The 24399-nt window shown below is 60.3% G+C and carries 21 protein-coding genes and 1 tRNA gene; 15 read left to right on the forward strand and 7 right to left on the reverse strand.

The window, feature by feature from the left end; genetic code table 11:
- Positions 1–204: 204 nt before the first annotated feature.
- Positions 205–624, forward strand: coding sequence for a polyribonucleotide nucleotidyltransferase (locus F8N43_RS24455; RefSeq protein ID WP_150630397.1), 420 nt, complete (start codon positions 205–207; stop codon positions 622–624).
- 29 nt (positions 625–653) lie between these two features.
- Entirely contained in the window at positions 654–1562 is a 909-nt protein-coding gene (locus tag F8N43_RS24460) for a cation diffusion facilitator family transporter (protein WP_150630396.1), read from the forward strand.
- On the opposite strand, the gene F8N43_RS24465 is transcribed toward F8N43_RS24460, so the two are convergent.
- The gene (locus F8N43_RS24465) at positions 1547–2611 is read right to left on the reverse strand and encodes a DUF6515 family protein (RefSeq protein ID WP_150638386.1); all 1065 of its coding nucleotides are present in this window, start codon (positions 2609–2611) and stop codon (positions 1547–1549) included. The two genes, F8N43_RS24460 and F8N43_RS24465, sit on opposite strands and share 16 nt — an antisense overlap.
- A gap of 436 nt (positions 2612–3047) precedes the next feature.
- Here F8N43_RS24465 and F8N43_RS24470 point away from each other — a divergent pair, with 436 nt between their 5' ends.
- Positions 3048–3527 (forward strand): Lrp/AsnC family transcriptional regulator, encoded by a 480-nt coding sequence (locus F8N43_RS24470; protein ID WP_007894448.1) that lies wholly within the window; start codon positions 3048–3050, stop codon positions 3525–3527.
- Positions 3528–3737: 210 nt separating this feature from the next.
- On the forward strand, positions 3738–3947 hold the full coding sequence (locus F8N43_RS24475; protein WP_007937369.1) for a DUF2788 domain-containing protein: 210 nt from the start codon (positions 3738–3740) through the stop codon (positions 3945–3947).
- Here the strand turns inward: F8N43_RS24475 and F8N43_RS24480 are convergent.
- The 4 genes from F8N43_RS24480 to F8N43_RS24495 form a co-directional block, all read right to left on the reverse strand.
- On the reverse strand, positions 3942–4583 hold the full coding sequence (locus F8N43_RS24480) for a pseudouridine synthase (RefSeq protein ID WP_150654491.1): 642 nt from the start codon (positions 4581–4583) through the stop codon (positions 3942–3944). The genes F8N43_RS24475 and F8N43_RS24480 overlap by 6 nt on opposite strands.
- A 71-nt stretch (positions 4584–4654) precedes the next feature.
- A complete protein-coding gene (gene amn, locus F8N43_RS24485; protein WP_191630150.1) occupies positions 4655–6154 on the reverse strand; it encodes an AMP nucleosidase in 1500 nt (499 codons plus the stop codon).
- A gap of 177 nt (positions 6155–6331) precedes the next feature.
- Positions 6332–7978: an acyl-CoA dehydrogenase family protein gene (locus tag F8N43_RS24490; protein WP_150654492.1), complete on the reverse strand. Its 1647-nt coding sequence runs from the start codon at positions 7976–7978 to the stop codon at positions 6332–6334.
- A 73-nt stretch (positions 7979–8051) separates the two neighbouring features.
- Positions 8052–10436, reverse strand: a complete 2385-nt coding sequence (locus F8N43_RS24495) for a hybrid sensor histidine kinase/response regulator (RefSeq protein WP_150630391.1) — start codon at positions 10434–10436, stop codon at positions 8052–8054.
- A 313-nt stretch (positions 10437–10749) separates the two neighbouring features.
- On the opposite strand from F8N43_RS24495, the gene F8N43_RS24500 reads away from it, so the two are divergent.
- From F8N43_RS24500 to F8N43_RS24515, 4 genes are all read left to right on the forward strand, one after another.
- Positions 10750–11547 (forward strand): hydroxymethylpyrimidine/phosphomethylpyrimidine kinase, encoded by a 798-nt coding sequence (locus F8N43_RS24500; RefSeq protein ID WP_150654493.1) that lies wholly within the window; start codon positions 10750–10752, stop codon positions 11545–11547.
- 18 nt (positions 11548–11565) lie between these two features.
- Positions 11566–12189, forward strand: a complete 624-nt coding sequence (gene thiE / locus F8N43_RS24505) for a thiamine phosphate synthase (RefSeq protein ID WP_150630389.1) — start codon at positions 11566–11568, stop codon at positions 12187–12189.
- 32 nt (positions 12190–12221) lie between these two features.
- A complete protein-coding gene (hemL, locus tag F8N43_RS24510; RefSeq protein WP_150654494.1) occupies positions 12222–13505 on the forward strand; it encodes a glutamate-1-semialdehyde 2,1-aminomutase in 1284 nt (427 codons plus the stop codon).
- 225 nt (positions 13506–13730) lie between these two features.
- Positions 13731–14285 carry a tetratricopeptide repeat protein gene (locus tag F8N43_RS24515; protein WP_150630387.1) on the forward strand — a complete coding sequence of 185 codons (555 nt, stop codon included), beginning with the start codon at positions 13731–13733 and terminating at the stop codon, positions 14283–14285.
- Positions 14286–14327: 42 nt separating this feature from the next.
- On the opposite strand, the gene F8N43_RS24520 is transcribed toward F8N43_RS24515, so the two are convergent.
- A complete protein-coding gene (locus F8N43_RS24520; RefSeq protein WP_007894425.1) occupies positions 14328–14657 on the reverse strand; it encodes a DUF1820 family protein in 330 nt (109 codons plus the stop codon).
- Positions 14658–14792: 135 nt separating this feature from the next.
- On the opposite strand from F8N43_RS24520, the gene miaB reads away from it, so the two are divergent.
- The 6 genes from miaB (at position 14793) to F8N43_RS24550 (ending at position 20416) form a co-directional block, all read left to right on the forward strand.
- Complete coding sequence (gene miaB, locus F8N43_RS24525; RefSeq protein WP_191623648.1) at positions 14793–16121, forward strand: tRNA (N6-isopentenyl adenosine(37)-C2)-methylthiotransferase MiaB; 1329 nt, start codon at positions 14793–14795, stop codon at positions 16119–16121.
- A 206-nt stretch (positions 16122–16327) separates the two neighbouring features.
- Positions 16328–17332, forward strand: a complete 1005-nt coding sequence (locus F8N43_RS24530) for a PhoH family protein (protein WP_150630385.1) — start codon at positions 16328–16330, stop codon at positions 17330–17332.
- Positions 17325–17819 carry an rRNA maturation RNase YbeY gene (gene ybeY, locus F8N43_RS24535; RefSeq protein WP_150630384.1) on the forward strand — a complete coding sequence of 165 codons (495 nt, stop codon included), beginning with the start codon at positions 17325–17327 and terminating at the stop codon, positions 17817–17819. Before F8N43_RS24530 ends, ybeY begins: the two co-directional genes overlap by 8 nt.
- Positions 17820–17824: 5 nt before the next feature.
- The gene (locus F8N43_RS24540) at positions 17825–18664 is read left to right on the forward strand and encodes an HlyC/CorC family transporter (protein WP_045062079.1); all 840 of its coding nucleotides are present in this window, start codon (positions 17825–17827) and stop codon (positions 18662–18664) included.
- A 15-nt stretch (positions 18665–18679) separates the two neighbouring features.
- A complete protein-coding gene (gene lnt, locus F8N43_RS24545; RefSeq protein ID WP_150630383.1) occupies positions 18680–20203 on the forward strand; it encodes an apolipoprotein N-acyltransferase in 1524 nt (507 codons plus the stop codon).
- A 131-nt stretch (positions 20204–20334) separates the two neighbouring features.
- Positions 20335–20416: transfer RNA gene (locus F8N43_RS24550), tRNA-Ser, on the forward strand.
- A 702-nt stretch (positions 20417–21118) separates the two neighbouring features.
- On the opposite strand, the gene F8N43_RS24560 is transcribed toward F8N43_RS24550, so the two are convergent.
- Positions 21119–21439, reverse strand: a complete 321-nt coding sequence (locus F8N43_RS24560; protein ID WP_150630381.1) for a hypothetical protein — start codon at positions 21437–21439, stop codon at positions 21119–21121.
- A 279-nt stretch (positions 21440–21718) separates the two neighbouring features.
- Between F8N43_RS24560 and leuS the strand changes: the two genes are divergently transcribed.
- On the forward strand, positions 21719–24325 hold the full coding sequence (gene leuS / locus F8N43_RS24565; RefSeq protein ID WP_150630380.1) for a leucine--tRNA ligase: 2607 nt from the start codon (positions 21719–21721) through the stop codon (positions 24323–24325).
- The last annotated feature ends 74 nt before the right edge of the window (positions 24326–24399 follow it).

Below are 24399 nucleotides of genomic sequence, written 5' to 3' on the forward strand. Positions count from 1 at the left end.
ATCAAATTCATCAGCCGTTACACGTGGTCGAACTGGAAGAAACAACTTCAGTACTCAACTATTCCAGGAAGGGGTGAGACGCGACCGCAATTTACTGTGGGCACGCCCTGCCGGGCCGAGTATAACGGCGAACTGCTCGGTGTTTATCAGGGTCCTAATTCATAGAGACGCCCTTTCGTTTCAAGACTACTCAGGAGATTTCCTATGCGTGTTCCCTTTCGCCTGATTGGCGGTGTATTGGTTGCAACCCTGCTGACCCAGGTCACTGCTTGCGGATCGATTTTCTACCCTGATCGTCGCGGGCAGATCGAAGGCAAGATCGACCCCGCCATCGCCGCGCTGGATGCCGTGGGCCTGCTGTTCTACATCATCCCCGGCCTGATCGCGTTTGCCGTGGACTTCGCCTCCGGCGCGATCTATTACGCACCGGGCGAGACTGCGCAGGTGGCGCCGGAAAAACTCAAGGAAGCCATCGGCGCAGACGGCAAGGTCGATACCCACAAATTGCAGACTATTCTTGAAACCGAATTGGGCCGCAGCTTCCCGCTGGACGATCCACGCCTGATCCAGCACAAGGGCAGCACTCAGCAACTGGCCCTGCTCGGCCTGCAGCCTGCCGCGTAATCCGTGCACATAAAGGAATAGCCGCACCTATGATTTCCAGTTCCGAACACGCCCGCCTGCTGCGGCTGGCGACCCGTGCCTCGGTGGCAGTCGCGTGCATGTTGATCGTTGCCAAGGGCATCGCCTGGTGGCTGAGCGGCTCGGTGAGCATGCTCGCCGGGTTGACCGATTCCGTCCTCGACGGCGTCACCTCGTTGCTCAACCTGCTGGCGGTGCATTACGCGTTGCGCCCTGCCGATGACGATCACCGTTACGGGCATGGCAAGGCCGAGTCGTTGGCGGGGATGGCGCAGGCACTGTTCATTGGCGGCAGTGCGGTGTTGATTGCGTTACAGGCGTTTGATCGGCTCAAGCATCCCGAACCGGTGGGTGCGCCGTGGATCAGCATTGGCGTGATTGTGTTTTCCCTGGTGCTGACGTTGGCGTTGCTGATGTTGCAGCATCGAGTAGTGAAGGCCACCGGTTCCAACGCCGTGCGTGCCGACTCCCTGCATTACCGTTCGGACCTGCTGCTCAATGGCAGCATTCTGGTGGCACTGGTGCTGGCGGGGTTCGGCTGGCATCAGGTGGATGCATGGTTTGGATTGGGGATCGCCGCTTACATCCTCTGGAGCGCCATCCAAATCGCCCGGGAAAGTTTTACCGTGCTGATGGATGAAGAGCTGCCGCCAGATGTCAGTCAGCACATGCTCGAACTGGCTTGCAGCGTACCCGGCGTGCTGGGTGCGCATGACCTGCGCACGCGGGTTTCCGGCAACCAGTGGTTCGTGCAATTGCATTTGGAATTGCCGGGCGAACTGACCCTGTCAGTCGCCCACGGCATCAGCGATCAGGCGGCGGATGCGATTCACGCCGCTTACCCGCGAGCCGAGGTGCTGGTGCACGCCGACCCGCAGGAGGCGGTGAAGGCCCCCAGGGTGAATCAGAAACTCACCTGATACCCGCGACTGCTCAGGCAGTTGCCCTGGGCCTGACGGTAGGCTTGCACCACCGAAGGGTCCGGCTGGTAAGTGGCTGTGCGCGGATCGAAGCCACTCTGCTGCACCGCGTACTGATAGCACTCGTAACCGTCCTGATTGACCTGCTCCGGCGACTGCCCGTTGGCCGGATAGGCCACCACGTCATAACCATTGCTGAGCGGTTGCGGCTGCGGTTGCACCGGGGGCTCGACCACCACGTAATCCTGAGTGGTTTCCTGGTAGGCGTAATACGAACCGGCCGCGAGGAACAACAGCGCACCACCAATCCACACTTCGCGGGCGTAATCCGGCAGGTAGCTGACGCGAATCCCCCGTGGCGGCTGCACCACGACATAGCGCGGGCCGAGCGGGCGATACCAGTAGCCGCCGGAGAAGAAATAATCCTGGCCACGATACGGCACGCGATAGTCGCGGTCCGGGAAGCGGTCGATCACATGACCAGGACGATACTGCGGCCCCGGGCCCCAACCATTACCGTGCCCGTCCGGGCGACCGGCCCAGCGATGATCATCGGGACGCGGGCCGTTGTTCTGCCAGTGCTGGTTGTTGTTGTCGTTACGCCGCGGCACGTCATTGTAGTAGCCGCGCTGTGGTTGCTGGGTCTGGCGCACGGTATCGGGCCGGCCCTGGATCGGCAGGTCGTTGGCCGGCAATTGTGGCGGCGGCGGTGGTGGCCGAACGGGATTGTTGAAGTCGCGAGGCTGATTGTCGCGTGGCTGATTGTTTTGCCACTGCCCGCCATTGCTCGGCTGGCCGTTGTGCTCGAACTGCCGACTGTTGTCGCCGCGAATGATCTCGTTGCTCTGCGGGCGTGGCTGATTCTGCTGAGGATTGTTTTGCGGGCGGGGCTGATTGTTGCCGCCATGCCCCTGATTGTTGCCCTGATGGCCGTCGCCCCGCTGCCCGTTATCGGGACCACGGTTCTGCGGCTCATCGGCCAGCGATTGCGCAGTGACACTGATACACAGCAAACCAACACCGGCCAAACGCCAGATGCGCGACTTCATGCTTTTCCTCACTGCGGGTTAGAGCCTGTACGTAAGACTGGGAAAGCACAGGCCGGTTCTGCAACAGGTTATCAGTCGCGCAACTTATTTATTGAGGGGCCGGCGATAAATTGCGGGCAAAAGAAAAGGGAGACCCGTCGGCCTCCCTTTGAGAACTTCGTCCGTGCTCGACGCTTTTGACGTCGGCTCACCTCACGCCGTCTTCTGGACAGTGTGTAGCTCGGGGGCCGGCACATCCCCGGTGGGGGTGGCGACCGCGACTGGCCTGATTGGGCGAGCCGCTGTGGACTGTTTGTCCGAGCAGTGATTCTGGTGATAAGAATAGGCCTGCAGCGGCGACAGATGATTGCGAAGATTGCTCAAATAAACATGACTTGCGCAATTTTTAACCCTGGATAGATAATCTGCCGCAATTGATATGACAAAGGCCTGATTGATGAGCAAACTCGACCGATACGACCTGAGCATTTTGGCGGAATTGCAGCGCGACGCGCGCATCTCCAACCAGGAGCTGGCCGAACGCATCGGCCTGTCGCCTTCACCGTGTTCGCGCCGGGTCAAGCAACTGGAGGACGACGGCTACATCACCCGCCAGGTGGCCCTGCTGGACCGCAAGATGCTCGGTTTGAGCCTGACCGCCTATGTGCTGATCGGCATGGACCGGCATACGCCGGAGCGTTTCGAAAACTTTGAGGCGGCGATTCGCACGTTGCCGCAAGTGCTGGAATGCAGCCTGGTAACGGGGATGGATGCGGACTATCAGCTCAAGGTGGTGGTGCCGGACATGGATCACTATCAGAAATTGCTGCTGGGGCATCTGACACGGATTGAAGGGGTGACGAGTGTGCGGTCGAGTTTTGTGTTGAATCAGGTGTTGAACAGCACTGAGTTGCCGCTGACTCATCTGCGCAGCTGAATCCGCCATCGCGGGCAAGCCCGCTCCCACAAGGTTTTGTGTCAATCGCAATATCGTGATCGATACATAACCTGTGGGGCGGGCTTGCCCGCGAAGGGGTCTGCACAGGCGACGAATAGCTGCGACACACCGCCGCAGGTCAATACTGCGCCAATCCCCCATGCCGTATACTCCAGCGCCTTTTAGCCCCGCTTGCGCTGGAGTTACCTGATGGATCCTGCAGTATTCGAAGAGTGGATGATGACCGGACTGGTCAGCATTCTGATCATTTTCATGGGTTTCATCGTCTGGGATCTGGCGAAAAAATCCAAGGCCGGGCGCTTTGGCTCGTTCATCCTGTTCTTCGTGCTCGGTCTGGGCGTGGCCGCATTCGTGATCAAAAGCGTGGTCATCGGTTTGATCGAATCCGGCACGTTATAAGCGCGCCGGCACTTCTTTCCACTGGCCCTGATCGAGCCCTTCGATCGACCAGTCCCCGATCCTGACCCGCACCAGCCGCAACGTCGGCAAGCCGACCGCTGCGGTCATGCGCCGGACCTGACGGTTACGCCCCTCGCGAATCACCAGCTCCAGCCAACTGGTCGGCACGCTTTTGCGAAAACGCACCGGCGGGTTGCGCGGCCACAATTCAGGCTCATCCAGTTGCCGCGCTTCGGCGGGCAAGGTCATGCCGTCATTCAACTCGACACCCTCGCGCAAACGCTGCAACTGCTCGGCGCTCGGTTCGCCCTCCACTTGCACCCAATAGGTCTTCGCCAGTTTGTGTTTGGGATCGGCAATCCGCGCCTGAAGCTGGCCGTCGTTGGTCAGCAACAGCAAGCCTTCGCTGTCGCGATCCAGCCGTCCTGCCGGGTAAATCCCGGGAATCTCGATGTAGTCCTTGAGCGTCGCCCGCCCTTCGCCGTCGCTGAATTGCGTCAGCACATCGAAAGGTTTGTTGAACAGGATCAGCTTCGGCTCGGCCGGTGGCGCCTTGGCGACACGGCGCGGGGCTGATGAGGATGGCGCAAGCTTCACGCCAGGGCGGCGGGAAACGGGACGTTGGGGACGGGACATGGCGAAGAGAACATCTAACGGTCAGGGCTGCTAATGCTAGTGCCCTGACCGCCAAATGACCATGACAACTGTTACCGAAACGGCGGCTCGTCGAAGCTGCGCAGTTTGCGCGAGTGCAACGAGTTGAGTTCGGTGCGCAACAGATCCACCGCCTCGATACCGATCTTCAAGTGCTGGCTGACCGCGCGCTCATAAAAAGCGTTGGCCGAACCCGGCAGTTTGATTTCGCTGTGCAGCGGTTTGTCCGACACACAGAGCAACGTGCCATACGGCACTCGCAAGCGATAACCTTGCGCGGCGATGGTGCCGCTTTCCATGTCCACCGCCACGGCGCGGGACAGGTTGATCAGCGGCCGTTCCTGCGCCCAGCGCAATTCCCAGTTACGGTCGTCGTAGGTCAGCACGGTACCGGTGCGCAGGCGTTTCTTCAGCTCGTCGCCCTTCTCGCCGGTGATGTTGGCCGCCGCTTGCTGCAACGCCATCTGCACTTCGGCCAGGGCCGGAATCGGAATGTTAGGCGGCACCACCCGGTCGAGAATCCCGTCGCGGCGCATGTAGGCGTGAGCCAGCACGTAGTCGCCAATGGTCTGCGACTGACGCAAACCGCCGCAGTGACCAATCATCAGCCAGCAATGCGGACGCAGCACCGCCAAATGGTCGGTGATGTTCTTGGCGTTGGACGGGCCGACGCCGATGTTCACCAGGGTCACACCATGACCGTCACTGGCAATCAGGTGATAGGCCGGCATTTGATAGCGATGCCAAACCACACCGGCCGCAATCGCCGAGGCTTCGCCGTGATCCATGCTCTTTTCGATGATCACGTTGCCCGGCAGAACCATGCGCACGAAACGCGGATCGCTGCGCAACTGCTCAAGGCCATGAACGATGAACTGGTCAACGTAGCGGTGGTAGTTGGTCAACAGAATCCACGGCTGCACATGACGCCAGTCGCTGCCGGTGTAGTGCACCAGCCGGCGCAGCGAGAAATCCACCCGCGCGGCGTCGAACAGGGCCAGCGGCAGCGGGTCGGTGTTTTCCCAATCGTACAAACCGTCAGCAATACCATCGGTGGCGGCGGACAGGTCGGTACTCGGGAACACCCGCGCCAGCACGGCCGCAGTCACGCCGGAGCCGGCCAGTTCATCGCCCTGCTCGACCACGTACGGATAAGGAATGTTCTGCTGGCTGATGCCGACTTCCACGGTCACGGTGAAGTCATGCATCAACGGCACGAGTTGTTCCAGCAGGTATTTGCGGAAAGCCGCCGGATGGGTGACGGTGACGCTGTAGGTCCCCGGCAATTGCACCTTGGCGTAGGCTCGGGTGGTTTGCGGGACTTCGCCGTGGCAATGGTAGGTCAGACGCAGTTCAGGATAACGAAACATCGCACGCTGTTCGGCGTCCGGTTCAACTCGATCCTTGAGGTAACGCTTGAGCGCCTGGTTCAGCGCGGTGGTGGCACGATTGTGCAGGTGAGCAAGCCGGTCCACGGCTTCCTCGGCGGTTTGAACGACAATAAAAGCTTCGGTCACGATCAGCATCCTGTGTTCTGACTTGCAGGCCTTCATCTTGCCTGCATCGTCGCTTCACGGGAACAGTGGCGTGTTGGTACATAAATCCTGAACCCACTACAGATCCAATGTGGGAGCGAGCCTGCTCGCGATAGCGGTTCAACATTCAGCAGTTTTGTTGGCTGACAGTCCGTCATCGCGAGCAGGCTCGCTCCCACAGGAGGTCGGTGTTTGTTACAGAAGCGGGGTTGACCGGGCGACGATCGCTTCCACATCCAATCCCCGAGGCAACGCACCGTACACTCGGCCGCCGCCATTCAGACGGCTGGCAATAAAGGCATCGCTGACCGCCGAATTGCCCGCCTCCAGCAACAGCCTGGCCTGTAGCCCCAAGGCGATGTCTTCCGTGAGCTGCCGCGCACGATACTGAATGTCGCTGGTGTCCTTGAAGGCCACCTGCAGTTGGCTGATGTGCGCAGCCAGCCGTTTGTCGCCGTGCCCATCGCCCAATTCGCTGAACAGCACATCGAGCACACCGGGCTCTTTCGACAGCGCCCGCAACACATCCAGGCATTGCACGTTGCCGGAACCTTCCCATGTCGAATTGACCGGTGCCTCACGGTACAAACGCGGCAGGATGCTGTCTTCGACATAACCCGCACCGCCCATGCATTCGGCGGCTTCGTTGATCATCGCGGGCGCGCGTTTGCAGATCCAGTATTTGCCCACCGCCGTCACCAGGCGGGCGAATTTCGCTTCGTGCTCATCATCCAGATGATCCAGCGCCTTGCCCATGCGCAGGCTCAACGCCAGGGCCGCTTCACTTTCCAGTGCAAGATCGGCAAGCACGTTCTGCATTAACGGTTGCTCGCTGAGCAGCTTGCCGCCGACCCTACGGTGAGCGCAGTGATGGCTGGCCTGGGTCAATGCCTGGCGCATCAGCGAACTGGAACCGACCATGCAATCGAAGCGGGTCATGGCCACCATTTCGATGATGGTCGGAACGCCGCGCCCTTCTTCACCGACCATCCACGCCAGCGCCCCCCGGAACTCGACTTCGCTGGAGGCGTTGGAGCAATTGCCGAGTTTGTTCTTCAGGCGCTGGATGTAGAACTGATTGCGCGTGTCGTCCGGACGATGGCGGGGCAACAGGAAACAGGTCAAACCCTTGTCCGTCTGCGCCAGCGTGAGGAAGGCGTCGCACATCGGCGCGGAACAGAACCATTTGTGGCCCACCAGCTCATAAGCCTGGCCGGGACCGCTGGCCCCCACCGGATACGCCTTGGTGGTGTTGGCCCGCACATCGGTGCCGCCCTGCTTCTCGGTCATGGCCATGCCGACGGTGACGCCGGCCTTGTGGGCCATGCCGAGGTTGCGCGGGTCATATTCGGTGGCGAGGATTTTCGGCAGCCACTGCTTGGCCAGATCCGCTTGCAGGCGCATCGCCGGGACGCTGGCGAACGTCATGGTCAGCGGACAACCACTGCCGGCTTCGGCCTGGCTGTGCAGATAGGTCATGGCGGCGCGGGCGACGTGGGCGCCGTCCTGTGGATGCGCCCAGGGCAGCGAGGTCAGTCCGTGTTCGATGGCCGTTCGCATCAGCTCGTGATACGCCGGGTGAAATTCCACCAGATCAATGCGGTGACCATAACGGTCGTGACTGCTGAACACTGGCTTGTTCTGATTGGCCAGAAACCCCGCTTCCATCAGCGGTCCGCCGGCCAGTGCGCCATAAGCGTCGATCCGCGATTCAGCCCAACCGGCCCCGAAACGCCGCGACCACTCCTGCAACGGCAGATCGATGCGATACAGGTTTACACCATCCAGCGACGGTGGCTGGTTGGTGACTTCGTGGGTTTCGGCGAACTGATGCAGGTTCATGACGGGGCTCCTTTGGTCAACCAAGGGATTCAGTTAAGCACTGCCCCGAGGCCGAACAAAGTGGCATATCCGCCTAACTGTCGGCGCTTTCGCCTTGTTTCGGACAAAGCACTCGTCGATATAACGCAGCCTGCAAGTCTTCGAATTTCACCGGTTTGCTCAGGTGATCGATCAAGGCACCGGTTGGGCAACGATCCCGGTCAGCACTCGAGGCAATCACAAACACCGGCAATTCGGCGCAACCCGGCAAGGCCCGGATCTGGCAGCAGACAGACACGCCATCGAGGGGCGACAACTGACCCTCGAGGAGTACGGCGTCAAAAGTTTCACGCTGCAGGATTTCCAGCGCGACCACTGCGTTGCCTGCCGTGCGGACCTGGAACCCAAGCTTGAGCAACATGCCACGCATCACCAATTGATTGATGCTGTTGTCATCCACCAGCAGCACCGTGCAGTCCTGAGGCAAGCGCAGGCGCGGGAATTCGCGGGTCATCAATGGCGTTGTCACGCGGTCTACCACGGGAAGTTCAAATTCGACGTCAAGCTGGAAACGGCTGCCACGACCTGGTTCGGAGCGATGCGTGAGGTTCCCGCCGAGCAGATCGACCAGTTGTCGACAGATCGCCAGGCCGACACCGAGGCCGCCATACTCACGGGTCATCGAGCCGTCGAGCTGGAAGAACCGCTGATACAGCGTCGCCTCGCCCAAATCGGTAAAACCGATGCCGGTGTCGATCACCGCAAAGGACAACGCCACTCTGTCGGGCTCCACGTTTTTACCCGTGACCCGTAGCGCCACCCCGCCCACTCGCGTGAACTTGATCGCGTTATCCAACAGGCATTCCAGGCATTGCGCCAACTTGACGCTGTCGCCGTGCAAGCGGTCGGGCAGGCCCGGCGTCACGTCGACCTTGAAGTCCAGCGACTTGCCCGACGCGTTGCCGTCGAACTGCACCCGCAAAGCATCGACCACACTGCGCAAACTGAAGGTGGACGCCGAAGCCTTGAGCTTGCCGGCCTGCAATTCGGTCAGGGTAAGAATGCCGTTGACCATGCGCATCATGTCTCGCGCCGAACCGGCAGCCGTTTGCTGGTATTGCTCCAGCTCCGGATCCATCTCGACGGTTTGCATCAACTCCAGCGAACCGATCACGCCGTTCATCGGCGTGCGCAATTCGTGGGTCAGCGTGGCGAGGAATTCATCCTTGAGCTTGTTGCTGTGCGCCAGTTGCTGGTTGAGCACTTCGAGTTTCTGACTGGCATCGAACAAGGTCTGCGCCTGCTGCTCGCGCATGGCGTTGATGCGGTCGGCCAGGGCCAGGGACAACAGGGCCACTTCGATGGCCGAGCCGATCTGGCTGGAATACATGGTCAGGAACACGTTCGGCAGGTAACCCAACACCATCAATGTGTTGATGATGCCGCCGAGCAAAAACGCCGACCAGGCGATGATGAAATAACGCGCCACCCGCAAGCCGCGCCACCAGGCGAAAAACCCTGCAGCGAAAATCACCACGGTGAACGTCAGGGCCAACGTTGTCGCCAAGCGCAAGGCCAAGGCGTAACTGGTCATCAACGACAACCCGACAACCACCGCACCGAACGCAATCAACGCCAGCAGCAAGCGATCGAGCCAGCGGTTGAGGGTCGCCGTTTGCAGGAAGCTGCGGGCGAACTGGCTGCCGAACAGCCCTGCGCAACCGATGAAGAAAGGCGTCGCGGCATTGGCCCACCACGGATTGTCCGGCCAGAAATACTGCACGGCCGCGCCATTCACCGACAGCTGATACAGGCCGAACGAGGCTATATAGAAGATGTAATAGAGATAACTGGTGTCGCGCACGCTGAGATAGATGAACAGGTTGTAGACCAGCATCCCCAACAACACGCCGTAAATCAGGCCCAACACATATAGCCGAACCGGCTGTTCTTCAAGAAACGCGGTGCTCGACCACAAGGTGACCGGCGCCTGGATCGACCCTTCGCTTTGCAGGCGCAAGTACACAGATTGCGTTTGATCGGGTGTGAAATTCAGATCGAACAGGTAGTTGTTCTGGCGAATCTCGCGAGTGTTGAACGGCAAGGCGTCGCCGGTCTGACGGGCCAATTGATAGCCACCGCCAGCATCGGGCAAATACAGATCAAGGTGATCGAGGGGTGGATAGGCCAGTTCCAGCAGCCACGTCCGTTGTGCGCCGGGATTGGTCGGGCGGTAATGCAGGTCGATTTTCAACCAGAACACCGAACGCGAGTAACCGGCGTTGAGCGTGGCCTTGTCGTGGGGTTTGAAGTGTCCGGCCGCAGCTTGCGCACGGACATCATCGATGGTCGCCTGACCGTCGGCATCTTCGAACACTTGCAGGGCTCGGCCCAGGGGCAGGCTTTGAGTGAATTCATCGAACTCGACTGCGCTCGCCATGAGGGGCAAGCAAAACAGCAACATCAGCAAATAGCGCATTTAAGCCCCAGCGTGGCCTGTCCGGTTATCTCAGGAAGCCCCTCATTCCTTTTGAGAAGACGTAAAACCGGCATTACCTGTTATTGGTTTGGATCCACTCTAGCATAGCCGTTGATGGCCATTGAACACCATTGAAATTTTTCCTGCAAAGGCTCTAGCACGGGCATTACAGCGGATAACATTGAGCCAGAGTTGATTGGCGGGTCAGTTTTTGCCGATCCCGGCCGTTGCATTGCCCGCCCATGACTCTCTATCGGCAGACGTGGCGGGCACTGCACCCGAAAATTGATGTTTGGTGGTAAGCTCGCGCACCATGAATATCTACAGCTCTCGCCCCGTTGTCCTCTGTCTCTCCGGCCACGACCCAAGTGGTGGCGCCGGCTTGCAGGCAGATATCGAAGCCCTGCTTGCCCAGGGTTGTCATGCGGCCCCGGCCGTCACCGCCCTGACCGTGCAAGACACGGTCAATGTCACGGACTTCCGCGTCCTCGACCGTGAGTGGGTGCTGGCTCAGGCCATCGCTGTGCTCAACGATTCCGAAGTCGCCGCCGTCAAACTGGGCATGCTCGGTTCCCTGGAAATGGTCGACACCGTCGTCGAACTGCTGCAGGCGCACCCGCATTTGCCGATGGTCTGCGACCCGGTGCTGCGCGCCGGCGGTGGCGGACGACTGGGCAAGGATGAAGTCGGCTACGCGATGCGCGAACGCCTGCTGCCCTTGGCCATCATCGCCACCCCTAACCTTCCCGAAGCCCGCATCCTCGCCGAACTGCCCGAAGGCACCGCCGACGAGTGCGCTGAAAAACTCCTGCCGTTCGTCAAACACCTGCTGATCACCGGCGGCCACGGCGATGAACACGAAATACACAATCGCCTGTACAGCCGCGACGGCCTGCGCGAAACCTATACCTGTCAACGCTTGCCCGGCAGTTACCACGGTTCCGGTTGCACGCTGGCCAGTGCCCTCGCCGGTCGTCTGGCCCAAGGTGAAAACCTCGTCAGCGCCGTGCAGACCGCGCTTAACTACACGTGGCGCACCCTGCGCGATGCCGAGCAGTTGGGCAAAGGTCAGTTCGTGCCGCGCCGCCTGCCGCTGGATTTCTGTTCGTAACGCCATGAGGCTTGCCCGATGAAACTACGTGGCCTGTACGCCATTACCGACAGCCAGTTACTGGCCGGTAAATTTCTTTCGTACGTGGAGGCGGCGCTGGAAGGCGGCGTCACTCTGCTGCAATACCGCGACAAGACCAGCGACGAGGCCCGCCGCTTGCGCGAGGCTGAAGCTTTGCGCGATCTGTGCGAACGCTACAAGACCCATCTGATCATCAATGACGATGCGGAACTGGCCGCACGCCTGAACGTCGGCGTGCACCTGGGCCAGACCGATGGCCCGCTGATGCCGGTGCGGGCACTGCTCGGTCGCCAGGCGATCATCGGTTCGACTTGCCACGCGCAACTTGAACTCGCCGAGCAAGCGGCCAAGGAAGGCGCCAGCTACGTCGCCTTCGGCCGCTTCTTCAACTCCAACACCAAACCCGGCGCACCGGCCTGCAGCCTCGAACTGCTCGACCAGGCCCGCAGCAAATTGCACCTGCCGATCTGCGCGATCGGCGGCATCACTCTGGAAAACGCCGCCCCGCTGGTGGCCCACGGGGTCGATCTGCTGGCGGTGGTCCACGGTTTGTTCGGCGCCGAGAGCACGGCTGAAGTCACCCGTCGCGCCCGCGCCTTTAATGCCCTGCTTTCTATCTAAGTAGCTTAAAAGTCTGATTTGAGAGTCCTATCATGTCTCGTTCCGAAACGCTGTTTGCCAATGCCCAGAAACACATTCCCGGTGGCGTGAACTCGCCTGTTCGCGCATTCAAGAGCGTGGGCGGTACGCCGTTGTTCTTCAAACACGCGGAAGGCGCCTACGTCACCGACGAAGACAACAAGCGCTATGTGGATTACGTCGGGTCCTGGGGCCCGATGATCCTCGGCCACAGCCACCCGGACGTGCTGGACGCGGTGCGTAAACAGCTGGAACACGGCCTGTCCTACGGCGCCCCGACCGAGATGGAAACCGAGATGGCCGACCTGGTCTGCTCGATCGTGCCGTCGATGGAAATGGTGCGCATGGTCAGCTCCGGCACCGAAGCGACCATGAGCGCGATTCGCCTGGCCCGTGGTTTCACCGGCCGCGACAGCATCATCAAGTTTGAAGGCTGCTACCACGGTCACTCCGACAGCCTGCTGGTCAAAGCCGGTTCCGGCGCCTTGACCCAAGGCGTGCCGAGCTCGGCTGGTGTACCGGCGGCCTTCGCCAAACACACCCTGACCCTGCCGTTCAACGACATCGACGCGGTAGAAACCATGCTCGCCGAAGTTGGCCAGGAGGTCGCGTGCATCATCGTCGAGCCAGTGGCCGGCAACATGAACTGCGTGCCGCCGGCGCCGGGCTTCCTCGAAGGCCTGCGAACCCTGTGCGACAAGCACGGTGTGGTGCTGATTTTCGACGAAGTGATGACCGGTTTCCGCGTCGCACTCGGTGGTGCTCAAGCGCATTACGGCGTCACCCCAGACCTGAGCACGTTCGGCAAGATCATCGGTGGCGGCATGCCGGTTGGCTGCTTCGGCGGCAAACGCGCAATCATGTCGCACATCGCGCCACTGGGCCCGGTATATCAGGCGGGCACTTTGTCGGGTAACCCGCTGGCGATGGCGGCCGGCCTGACAACCTTGCGCCTGATCAGCCGCCCAGGCTTCCACGCCGAGCTGAGCGACTACACCAGCCGCCTGCTCGATGGCCTGCAACAGCGCGCCGACGCCGCCGGCATTCCGTTCGTGACCACCCAGGCCGGTGGCATGTTCGGCTTGTACTTCAGTGGCGCCGACGACATCGTCACCTTCGATGACGTGATGGCCAGCGACGCGAAGCTGTTCGGCCGCTTCTTCCACCTGATGCTTGAAGGCGGCGTTTACCTGGCACCGAGCGCATTCGAAGCCGGTTTCACTTCGATCGCCCACGGCGAAGCCGAGTTGAAACTGACGCTGGATGCCGCCGAGCGCGCTTTCGCTGCATTGAAATAACCCTGTGCCGCTGACGTTGGCGATTGCCAGCGTCAGCTTTTACCTACATTCCAGCGTCTTTTCTTACTCATCTGCCGATAATCCCCCGTAAACCGGGCGATATATTCCCCGCGCAGCAGAAAAACGAGTAAAGACTTTGTAAGGTTGGCCCTGCTTATTTCATAATGCGCGCTTATTGGATCCCCTCGTTGGGTCCGCGCGCCCTTCAGAGGTAAGTCGATTCCCATGAACCGCACCGGCCGCGCCCTTGCATTGGGCTGCCTGTTGCTCCTTCAGCCCCTGCTCGCGCTCGCACAAGCAGGCGGCAACTCGTTGTTAATCCCAGCGATGGGTCGCTGCACCCTCAATACCCAGCCGCAAGACCTGGCACAGGCGCTCGCCGCCTGTCAGAAAGCGTCGGATGAAGGGGATGCACAAGCGCAATACGAGTTGGGTGAGTTCTACTACGACGGCAAAAACACCCCGCGCGATCTCAAAAAAGCCCTGGATTACTTCGAAAAGGCCTCGTTGCAAGGCCATGCCCAGGCGCAATTCAAGCTCGGCACCATGTTCTTCCACGGCGAAGGCGTACCGGCCAATAACGTTCAGGCATATATCGTGCTGAAAATGGCGGCGGTCAATGGTGCGGAAGAAGCGCTGGATACGGCGGATGAAGTCGCCGAGAAGATGCCGCGTGAAGAACTTGAGGTTGCAACGCAGGTGCTTGGGCAAATCTTCCGCAAGTACCTGATGGAATTGCAGAGCGTGGATGGGCGTACGCCTTTCTCGCCTCTTCCCTGATTCCAGCGCTGGCGAGGGGGCAAGCCCACTCGCCACAGAGGCTTACTTCTCAGGCATCGGCATCGGAAACGGCATGACATTGCCGACCGCGCCACGGGCTTCGCTGATTTTCGGCGTGCCAAGACGTTCGACTTCGTCGATGCGCACAATCGAATGCATCGGCACAAAACTGCGCACGACACCCTCGAACTGAGCCTTGAGCTTCTCTTCGCTCGGGTCGACGACCACTTGCGTGCGCTCGCCAAAGACGAACTCTTCCACTTCCAGGAAGCCCCACAGATCACTTTGATAGATCTGCTTGGCGTACATTTCGTACACCTGGCCCTGATTGAGGAAAATCACCTTGTAGATTGGAGCTTCACGTTTGGTCATGGTGGGCGAGCAACACATCGGGGGATAAAAATGAGGGCGCGAACTATAGCATAGCCACCGGACGCGCAGCGGTAGGAACCTGGGGACATGTTCCCTATAATGCGCGGTTCTTTGAATCACGTGATGACTGTATCCATGGCCAAGAAGCTTTACATCGAAACCCACGGTTGCCAGATGAACGAGTACGACAGCTCGCGCATGGTCGATCTGCTGGGTGAACATCAGGCCCTGGAAGTTACCGCTCGCGCTGAAGACGCCGACGTGATCCTGCTCAATACCTGCTCGATTCGCGAGCGCGCCCAGGACAGGGTGTATTCCCAGCTCGGCCGCTGGCGCGAACTGAAACTGGCCAACCCTGAAATGGTGATTGCCGTCGGCGGTTGCGTGGCCAGCCAGGAAGGCGCCGCCATCCGTGACCGCGCCCCGTACGTGGACGTGGTGTTCGGCCCGCAGACCTTGCACCGCTTACCGGAAATGATCGACGCCGCCCGCGCCACCAAATTGCCGCAAGTGGACGTCTCGTTCCCGGAAATCGAGAAATTCGACCACCTGCCCGAGCCGCGCATCGATGGCCCGAGCGCTTATGTGTCAGTGATGGAAGGTTGCAGCAAGTACTGCACATTCTGCGTGGTGCCCTACACCCGCGGCGAAGAAGTCAGCCGCCCGTTCGATGACGTGATTGCCGAGATCATCCACCTCGCCGAGAACGGCGTGCGCGAAGTGACGCTGCTGGGCCAGAACGTCAACGGCTATCGCGGCACGACTCACGATGGTCGCCTGGCGGATCTGGCCGAGCTGATCCGCGTGGTCGCCGCCATCGATGGCATCGACCGCATCCGCTACACCACTTCGCACCCGCTGGAGTTCTCCGACAGCCTGATCCAGGCCCACGCTGAAGTGCCGGAACTGGTGAAACACCTGCACTTGCCGGTGCAGTCGGGCTCGGACCGCATTCTTTCGGCCATGAAACGCAACCACACCGCGCTGGAATACAAATCCAAACTTCGCAAGTTGCGCGCGGCCGTGCCAGGGATCTGCATCAGCTCGGACTTTATCGTCGGCTTCCCCGGCGAGACCGAAAAAGACTTCGAACAAACCATGAAGCTGATCGAAGACGTCGGTTTCGACTTCTCCTATTCGTTCGTTTACAGCCAGCGCCCGGGCACACCGGCAGCCGATCTGGCCGACGAAACGCCTGAAGAGCTGAAAAAAGAGCGCCTGAATGCCCTGCAACATCGCCTGAACCAGCAAGGTTTCGAGATCAGCCGACAAATGGTCGGTTCGGTCCAGCGGATTCTGGTGACCGATTACTCGAAAAAAGACCCCGGCGAGCTGCAAGGCCGGACCGAGAATAACCGGATCGTCAACTTCCGCTGCGACAATCCGACCCTGATCGGCCAGTTCGCCGACGTGCACATCGATGCGGCACAGCCGCACTCGCTGCGCGGCTCGCTGATCCAGTAACACCACAAATCCCTGTGGGAGCCGGGCTTGCCCGCGATGGCCACAACGCGGTCTGGCTGACACACCGTGTAATCGTTCATCACGGGCAAGCCCGGCTCCCACAAGGGACGGTGTTTGAGGTCGAGATATTTAAGAGCTTTCGCACCCGCCTCACTGGCGTTATCCTTGATTTCATCTTAATTGCCCCAGGGCGGCTAAATACGACCTTGAACGCACCCATAGAACCACACCGTTTTATCCTCGAGCCCTTTGAGGCTCGCCGCTTTGCCAATCTGTGCGGGATGTTCGACGAGCACCTGCGCTTGATCGAGCAACGCCTGACCATCGAGATCCGCAACCGCGGAAACCAGTTCGAGCTGATCGGCGACCCCAAACACACCACCTCCGCGGAAAACCTCCTGCGCCGCCTGTACCGGGAAACCAAGGGTACCGAGCTGTCGCCGGACATGGTTCACCTGTTCCTGCAGGAATCGGCCGTCGAAGAGCTGGACAACGTTTCGCCGTCCGAACCCTCCGTAGCCCTGCGCACCAAAAAAGGCATGATTCGCCCTCGCGGCTTGAATCAGCTGCGCTACGTGAAGGAAATCCTCGGTAACGACATCAACTTCGGCATCGGTCCGGCCGGTACCGGCAAGACCTATCTGGCCGTCGCCTGCGCGGTAGACGCGCTGGAACGCGAGCAGATCCGACGCATTCTGCTGGTCCGTCCGGCGGTTGAAGCGGGCGAAAAACTCGGCTTCCTGCCCGGTGACCTGTCACAGAAGATCGACCCGTACCTGCGCCCGCTCTACGACGCACTTTACGAAATGCTCGGCTTCGAACACGTTGCCAAGCTGATCGAGCGCCAGGTGATCGAAGTTGCGCCACTGGCGTACATGCGCGGTCGCACGCTGAACAACAGTTTCATCATCCTCGACGAAAGCCAGAACACCACCGTCGAGCAGATGAAGATGTTCCTGACCCGGATCGGTTTCGGTTCCACAGCGGTCATCACCGGTGACATCACCCAGGTCGACCTGCCGAAAGGCACCAAGTCCGGACTGCACCACGTGATCGAAGTGCTCAAAGACGTGCCGGGCATCAGCTTCACCCATTTCAAGCCAAAAGACGTTGTACGCCACCCACTGGTGCAGCGGATCGTCGAAGCCTACGAGCGCTTCGAGAATCGCGTGGCAGACGAAACACCAAAGGACAGTCGCCGCGATGCTTGAGCTTGATCTGCAACTGGCTACCGAAGCGTCTGCCCCCAGCGAGGCCGAGTTCCGCCAATGGTGTGAACTGGCCCTGCGCCAGCGCACGGCCGACTCAGAGATGACCATTCGCCTGGTCGACGAAGCCGAAGGCCGCGAGCTGAACCACACCTGGCGACAAAAAGACTACGCCACCAACGTGCTGTCGTTTCCTGCCGATGTGCCTGACGAGTTTCTCGACATCCCGCTGCTGGGCGATCTGGTGATCTGCGTGGCGGTAGTCACGCGCGAAGCTGCCGAACAGGGCAAGGAACCAAAGGCTCACTGGGCACATCTGGTCATTCACGGTTGCTTGCATCTACTGGGTTACGACCATATAGATGACGAGGAAGCCGAAGAAATGGAAGCGCTGGAACGAACGTTGCTTGCTGAGTTGGGCTACCCCGATCCGTACGCGGACGACGAAACAGAAACATCCCCTATCGTTACAACAAAGGATTCAGAGTAATCGCTATGAGCGAAGATCGATCGAGCAACGGGCAGAAGTCATGGCTGGGTAAGCTCACCCAGGCTTTTGCCCACGAGCCGAAGAACCGTCAGGAGCTGCTGGAGCTCCTGCGCGATGCACACCAGAACAAGTTGCTGGACAGCGAAGCGCTGGCCATCGTCGAAGGCGCCATCCAGGTTGCGGACCTGCAAGTACGGGACATCATGGTCCCGCGCTCGCAGATGATCAGCATCAAGGCGACCCAGACACCCCGCGAGTTTTTGCCCGCCGTGGTCGACTCGGCCCACTCCCGTTACCCGGTCATCGGCGAAAGCCACGATGACGTGATGGGCGTATTGCTGGCCAAAGACTTGCTGCCGTTGATCCTCAAGGAGAACGGCGACAGCTTCAACATCAAGGACCTGCTGCGCCCGGCCACTTTCGTGCCGGAGTCCAAGCGCCTTAATGTGCTGCTGCGCGAATTCCGCGCCAACCACAATCACATGGCCATCGTGATCGACGAATACGGCGGCGTGGCTGGCCTGGTGACCATCGAAGACGTGCTGGAACAGATTGTCGGCGACATCGAAGACGAGCACGACGTCGAGGAAGACAGCTACATCAAGCCGCTGCCCAGCGGTGACTTCCTGATCAAGGCCCTGACGCCGATCGAAAACTTCAACGAGTTCTTCGACAGCGAGTTCTCCGACGACGAGTTCGACACCGTCGGCGGCCTGGTGATGAGCGCGTTCGGGCACCTGCCAAAACGCAACGAAATCACCGAAATCGGCCCTTATCGCTTTCGTATCCTCAACGCCGACAGCCGTCGGATTCACTTGCTGCGCCTGACGCCTATTGCCCGGTAATACCTAAGGATTGAAATGCGCTGGATAAACCGCCCCGGCTGGCCCGGTAACCTGCTGGCCGTGGCGGCCGGTGCAATCACCACCCTGGCCCTGGCGCCGTTCGACATCTGGCCGCTGGCACTGCTGGCGGTCGGGTTCTTTTATGCCGGTTTGCGCGAGCTGAACCCACGTCAGGCCCTGGGCCGTGGCTGGTGCTTCGGTTTCGGTCTGTTTGGCGCCGGCACCAGCTGGATCTACTACAGCATCCACAACTTTGGCGGCGCGTCGGTGTTGCTGGCCGGGTTCCTGATGCTGCTCTTCACCGCAGCGATTGCCTGGTTCTTCGCCCTGCCCGCCTGGATCTGGGCGCGCTGGCTGCGTCGTAACGAGGCGCCGCTGGCCGATGCCCTGGCGTTTGCGGCGTTGTGGGTCGGCCAGGAAGCGTTTCGCGGCTGGTTCCTCACCGGTTTCCCGTGGCTCTACTCCGGTTACAGCCAGCTCGACGGTCCGTTGGCCGGGCTCGCACCCGTGGGCGGGATGTGGCTGGTGTCCTTCACCCTGGCCTTGACCGCCGCGCTGATCTACAACGCTTCTCGCCTGATCAAGACGGGTCGCAAAGCCTTTATCGTGGCGGGTGCGCTGCTGTTGGTCGGCCCTTGGGTCGCCGGCATCGCGCTTAAAGGCCATGCCTGGACCAGCCCGTCTGGCCCGGCGCTGAGTGTCGCGGCGCTCCAAGGCAATATCGAACAAAGCATGAAGTGGGACCCGGCACAGCTCAACGCGCAGCTGGCCCTGTACCGCGACATGAGCTTCAGCTCCAAGCGTGTCGACCTGCTGATCTGGCCGGAAACGGCGATCCCGGTGCTCAAGGAGTCCGCCGAGGGCTACCTGAGCATGATGGGGAATTTCGCCGCAGAGCGTAAAACCGCACTGATTACCGGCGTGCCCATCCGCCAGGAAGTGCGCCACGAAAAGCGTTACTTCAACGGCATCACCGTCGTAGGCGAAGGCGACGGCACTTACCTCAAGCAGAAGCTGGTGCCGTTCGGCGAATACGTACCATTGCAGGACGTGCTGCGCGGCCTGATCGCCTTCTTCGACCTGCCAATGTCAGACTTTGCCCGCGGCCCCGCCGATCAGGCGATGTTGCAAGCCAAGGGCTATCAGATTGCACCGTACATCTGCTACGAAGTGGTTTACCCGGAGTTTGCCGCCAGCCTTGCCGCGCGCAGCGATCTGTTGCTGACCATCAGCAACGACACCTGGTTCGGCACTTCCATCGGGCCGTTGCAACACTTGCAGATGGCGCAGATGCGCGCGCTTGAGGCCGGCCGCTGGATGATCCGCGCCACCAACAACGGCGTGACCGGGCTCATCAACCCGTTCGGTCAGATCACCACGCAGATCCCGCAGTTCGAACGCGGCATCCTGTACGGCGAAGTGGTGCCGATGCATAACCTGACGCCTTACCTGCAATGGCGTTCGTGGCCGTTGATCATCATATGCGTGTCGTTGTTTGGCTGGGCACTGGTGGCGAACCGGATGGCCAAAACCGTCTGAGACTGGCGAGCTTTGTGGCGAGGGGATTTATCCCCTCACCACAGGTCAGCGATAAAACAACGAATACCCCACCTGCCCCACCGCTTCATTCAGCAACTGCCCGCTCTGCCAGATCGACTTGAATTCCGGCATCCAGCCGCCCAATGGCCGGGCATTGTCCACGCCTAGAAACCCCACCGGCGCGGGTACCACCTCAAATCCCGCCTGCTGGAAACTCCAGACCGCCCGCGGCATGTGCCAGGCTTGAGTCACCACGACCACGCGCTTGATGCCATCCGGCAACAGCATCTGGGCACTGAACTGCGCATTTTCCCAAGTTGTACGGCTACGCCCCTCCTGCCAACGCACGATTACGCCAGAGTCTTCGAGCATCGAATCCGCCATCAATTTGGCTTCGGTGGGCGGCGTGCCGAAATGCAGACCACCACTGGTCAGGATCGGCAGGCCGGAAGCCTTGGCCAGTCGCGCGGCATAACGCTGACGCCCCAGACCTACGCCGGTCGGCTGGTCGTTGCCCCAGGCCAGGTCGCCCCTCTCACGCCCGGACCCCAGCACAACGATCGCATCAGCGCGCTGACTCAGGGTCGCCCATTCAGAGCGATCCAGCGCCGGCTCCCGTTCCAGCGCCTTGGCGCTCCACTGCACAACCACCGGCAGACTCATCAGCCAGAACCCGCCGAGTCCCAGCGTAAAGCACAGCCCGGCCAGCCGCGGCCTTGAGCGGCGAAACCACCAGGCAAGCATCAGCAACAGCAGTAAAATGCCGGGCGGCAGCAGAAGTTGTTTTACGAAATAACGAAAAGGCATCGAGCATCTCCTGAAGATGCCCGAAGCCTAAGTGGGTTGACGCAATGCGACAACAAATGCGGAAGGACTATGATTCAAAATAACCAAACGTCATGAGTTCAAGTGCCCTTACTTGAATTGCAGAGACCGGACCTTTACCGCGTCCCTGCCGGGTGCCTTGTCCTTGAGCCAGATGATCTTGGCCGAACGTGGTGCGTCGAGCTGCTTCACTGCTTCTGACAAGCATCCGTGTGTTTCACGTTCACTGCGATCCAGATACGCCTTGACCAGCGCAAACTCTGCGGGGCTCAGGCCACGCAATTCCAGCTCCAGGGGACGCTCATCGCGCAGCCGGTCAGCGGTTTTTGCCGAATCCAGGGCCATTCCCAGACGATCGATCAGTCTTTCGTACAGCTCCGGCTTTGTAACTTTTTGCTGTGACTCAACCATCCCTCACCTCATTGAAGATAAGACTCACTCCCCATTTAGAGCTTAGCTTCCATGAACAAACCGGCTGAGCGCCGCGACCAACGGCCCTCGCAGGGCAAATCGGGCGACGTGCGCGTGTAATCAGGGTTTCCCTCGGTAGAGCGCGGTCATGTATGCTACGGCGCTTCCTGTAACTCCACTTCCAGCTCGCCTGGGCACCGAAACGCCGAATTGGCGCATTCATCGTCCAGCGTTGCATTGAAGAGGATTAGGCCACCCCTATTCAGTTCAAAAGTAGCCATGCACGAACAATATCAGCCCCGTGAAATCGAAGCCGCCGCCCAGTCGTTCTGGGACGAGCAAAAGTCCTTTGAAGTCAGTGAACAGCCAGGCAAGGAGACTTTCTATTGCCTGTCGATGTTCCCTTACCCCAGCGGCAAGCTACACATGGGGCACGTGCGCAACTACACCATCGGCGACGTGATCTCCCGCTATCAGCGCATGCAAGGCAAGAACGTCCTGCAACCCATGGGTTGGGACGCCTTCGGCATGCCGGCGGAAAACGCCGCGATGAAGAACAACGTAGCGCCCGCCAAGTGGACCTACGAAAACATCGCCTACATGAAAACCCAGCTGCGCAGCCTGGGCCTGGCGGTGGACTGGTCGCGTGAAGTGACCACCTGCAAGCCGGATTACTACCGCTGGGAACAATGGCTGTTCACTCGCCTGTTCGAAAAAGGCGTGATTTACAAAAAAAGCGGCACCGTGAACTGGGACCCGGTCGACCAGACCGTTCTGGCCAACGAGCAAGTGATCGACGGTCGCGGCTGGCGTTCCGGCGCGCTGATCGAAAAGCGCGAAATCCCGATGTACTACTTCAAGATCACCGCCTATGCGGATGAGCTGCTGTCGAGCCTCGACGATCTGCCGGGCTGGCCTGAACAGGTCAAGACCATGCAGCGCAACTGGATCGGCAAGTCCCGCGGGATGGAAGTGCAGTTCCCGTACAACGTCGATTCCATCGGCGAAGCCGGCGCGCTGAAAGTCTTCACCACCCGTCCGGACACCCTGATGGGCGCGACTTACGTTGCCGTAGCCGCTGAACACCCCTTGGCCACGCTGGCCGCGCAGAACAACCCTGAGCTGCAAGCGTTCATCGCTGAATGCAAGGGCGGCAGCGTCGCTGAAGCCGATGTCGCCACTCAAGAGAAAAAAGGCCTGCCGACTTCACTGTTCGTCGAGCACCCGCTGACCGGTGAAAAACTCCCGGTATGGGTCGCCAACTACGTGCTCATGCACTACGGCGATGGCGCGGTCATGGCGGTCCCGGCGCACGACGAGCGTGATTTCGAATTCGCCCACAAATACAACCTGCCGATCAAATCGGTGGTGCGTACCAGCTCCGGCGACACCAACCCGGCGCCGTGGCAGGACGCTTACGGCGAACACGGTACGCTGATCAACTCCGGCGAGTTCGACGGCCTCGACTTCGCCGGCGCGTTTGACGCCATGGAAGTCGCGCTGATCAAGAAGAGCCTCGGTGCCTCGCGCACCCAGTTCCGCCTGCGCGACTGGGGCATCAGCCGCCAGCGTTACTGGGGCTGCCCGATCCCGATCATCCACTGCGACACCTGCGGTGATGTGCCGGTCCCGGAAGATCAATTGCCTGTGGTCCTGCCGGAAGACGTCGTTCCGGACGGCGCGGGTTCGCCCTTGGCACGCATGCCCGAGTTCTACGAGTGCTCGTGCCCGAAATGCGGTGCACCGGCCAAGCGTGAAACCGACACCATGGACACCTTCGTCGAGTCGTCGTGGTACTACGCTCGTTACGCCTCGCCGCACTATGAAGGTGGCCTGGTGGAAAAATCCGCGGCGGACCACTGGCTGCCGGTGGATCAGTACATCGGCGGTATCGAACACGCCATTCTCCACCTGCTTTACGCGCGCTTCTTCCACAAGCTGATGCGCGACGAAGGCCTGGTGAGCTCCGACGAGCCGTTCAAGAACCTGCTGACCCAGGGCATGGTCATCGCCGAGACTTACTATCGTCGCGAAGCCAACGGTGCTTACACCTGGTTCAACCCGGCGGACGTAGAACTCGAACGCGACAGCAAGGCCAAGGTCATCAGCGCCAAGCTGATCGCCGACGGCCTGCCGGTAGAAATCGGCGGCACCGAGAAGATGGCCAAGTCAAAGAACAACGGCGTCGACCCTCAGTCGATGATTGACCAGTTCGGCGCAGACACCTGCCGCCTGTTCATGATGTTCGCCTCGCCACCCGACATGAGCGCGGAATGGTCCGACTCCGGAGTAGAGGGCTCGCACCGCTTCCTCAAGCGCGTCTGGCGCCTGGCTCAAGCGCACGTCACTCAGGGCCTGCCGGGGAAACTGGACGTCGCCGGCCTGAACGACGAGCAGAAAGCCATTCGCCGCTCGATCCACCTGGCCATCAAGCAGGCCAGCCACGACGTCGGCCAGAACCACAAATTCAACACTGCCATCGCCCAGGTGATGACGCTGATGAACGTACTGGAAAAGGCTCCGCAAAGTACCGAACAGGATCGCGCACTGGCTCATGAAGGTCTGGAAGCTGTGACTTTGCTGCTGGCTCCGATCACCCCGCACATCAGCCACGAGCTGTGGAATCAACTGGGTCACGCAGACCCGGTGATCGATGCCGGCTGGCCCGTGGTGGACGAAACCGCGCTGGTGCAGGACAGCCTGACGCTAGTGATCCAGGTCAATGGCAAACTGCGCGGCCAGATCGAAATGCCGGCCACCGCGACTCGCGAAGAAGTCGAAGCCGCTGCCCGTGTCAACGAAAACGTGCTGCGCTTTGTCGATGGCCTGACTATTCGTAAAGTGATCGTAGTGCCCGGGAAACTGGTCAATATCGTCGCCAGCTAATTGGATCAGGCGCCAGGTGAGCCTGGCGCCGAGTAAAACCTTTCGGGTCGCATGATCGGCCCACATGGTTTCAA

The sequence above is a fragment of the Pseudomonas fluorescens genome (assembly GCF_902498065.1).
Lineage (GTDB): Bacteria > Pseudomonadota > Gammaproteobacteria > Pseudomonadales > Pseudomonadaceae > Aquipseudomonas > Aquipseudomonas fluorescens_BJ.

Bases quoted from the DNA above. Each gene is read 5' to 3' on its own strand.
- F8N43_RS24455 (WP_150630397.1), top strand. From the start codon at position 205: ATGCGTGTTCCCTTTCGCCTGATTGGCGGTGTATTGGTTGCAACCCTG.
- F8N43_RS24460 (WP_150630396.1), top strand. From the start codon at position 654: ATGATTTCCAGTTCCGAACACGCCCGCCTGCTGCGGCTGGCGACCCGT.
- F8N43_RS24465 (WP_150638386.1), bottom strand. From the start codon at position 2,611: ATGAAGTCGCGCATCTGGCGTTTGGCCGGTGTTGGTTTGCTGTGTATC.
- F8N43_RS24470 (WP_007894448.1), top strand. From the start codon at position 3,048: ATGAGCAAACTCGACCGATACGACCTGAGCATTTTGGCGGAATTGCAG.
- F8N43_RS24475 (WP_007937369.1), top strand. From the start codon at position 3,738: ATGGATCCTGCAGTATTCGAAGAGTGGATGATGACCGGACTGGTCAGC.
- F8N43_RS24480 (WP_150654491.1), bottom strand. From the start codon at position 4,583: ATGTCCCGTCCCCAACGTCCCGTTTCCCGCCGCCCTGGCGTGAAGCTT.
- amn (WP_191630150.1), bottom strand. From the start codon at position 6,154: ATGAAGGCCTGCAAGTCAGAACACAGGATGCTGATCGTGACCGAAGCT.
- F8N43_RS24490 (WP_150654492.1), bottom strand. From the start codon at position 7,978: ATGAACCTGCATCAGTTCGCCGAAACCCACGAAGTCACCAACCAGCCA.
- F8N43_RS24495 (WP_150630391.1), bottom strand. From the start codon at position 10,436: ATGCGCTATTTGCTGATGTTGCTGTTTTGCTTGCCCCTCATGGCGAGC.
- F8N43_RS24500 (WP_150654493.1), top strand. From the start codon at position 10,750: ATGAATATCTACAGCTCTCGCCCCGTTGTCCTCTGTCTCTCCGGCCAC.
- thiE (WP_150630389.1), top strand. From the start codon at position 11,566: ATGAAACTACGTGGCCTGTACGCCATTACCGACAGCCAGTTACTGGCC.
- hemL (WP_150654494.1), top strand. From the start codon at position 12,222: ATGTCTCGTTCCGAAACGCTGTTTGCCAATGCCCAGAAACACATTCCC.
- F8N43_RS24515 (WP_150630387.1), top strand. From the start codon at position 13,731: ATGAACCGCACCGGCCGCGCCCTTGCATTGGGCTGCCTGTTGCTCCTT.
- F8N43_RS24520 (WP_007894425.1), bottom strand. From the start codon at position 14,657: ATGACCAAACGTGAAGCTCCAATCTACAAGGTGATTTTCCTCAATCAG.
- miaB (WP_191623648.1), top strand. From the start codon at position 14,793: ATGGCCAAGAAGCTTTACATCGAAACCCACGGTTGCCAGATGAACGAG.
- ybeY (WP_150630384.1), top strand. From the start codon at position 17,325: ATGCTTGAGCTTGATCTGCAACTGGCTACCGAAGCGTCTGCCCCCAGC.
- F8N43_RS24540 (WP_045062079.1), top strand. From the start codon at position 17,825: ATGAGCGAAGATCGATCGAGCAACGGGCAGAAGTCATGGCTGGGTAAG.
- lnt (WP_150630383.1), top strand. From the start codon at position 18,680: ATGCGCTGGATAAACCGCCCCGGCTGGCCCGGTAACCTGCTGGCCGTG.
- F8N43_RS24560 (WP_150630381.1), bottom strand. From the start codon at position 21,439: ATGGTTGAGTCACAGCAAAAAGTTACAAAGCCGGAGCTGTACGAAAGA.
- leuS (WP_150630380.1), top strand. From the start codon at position 21,719: ATGCACGAACAATATCAGCCCCGTGAAATCGAAGCCGCCGCCCAGTCG.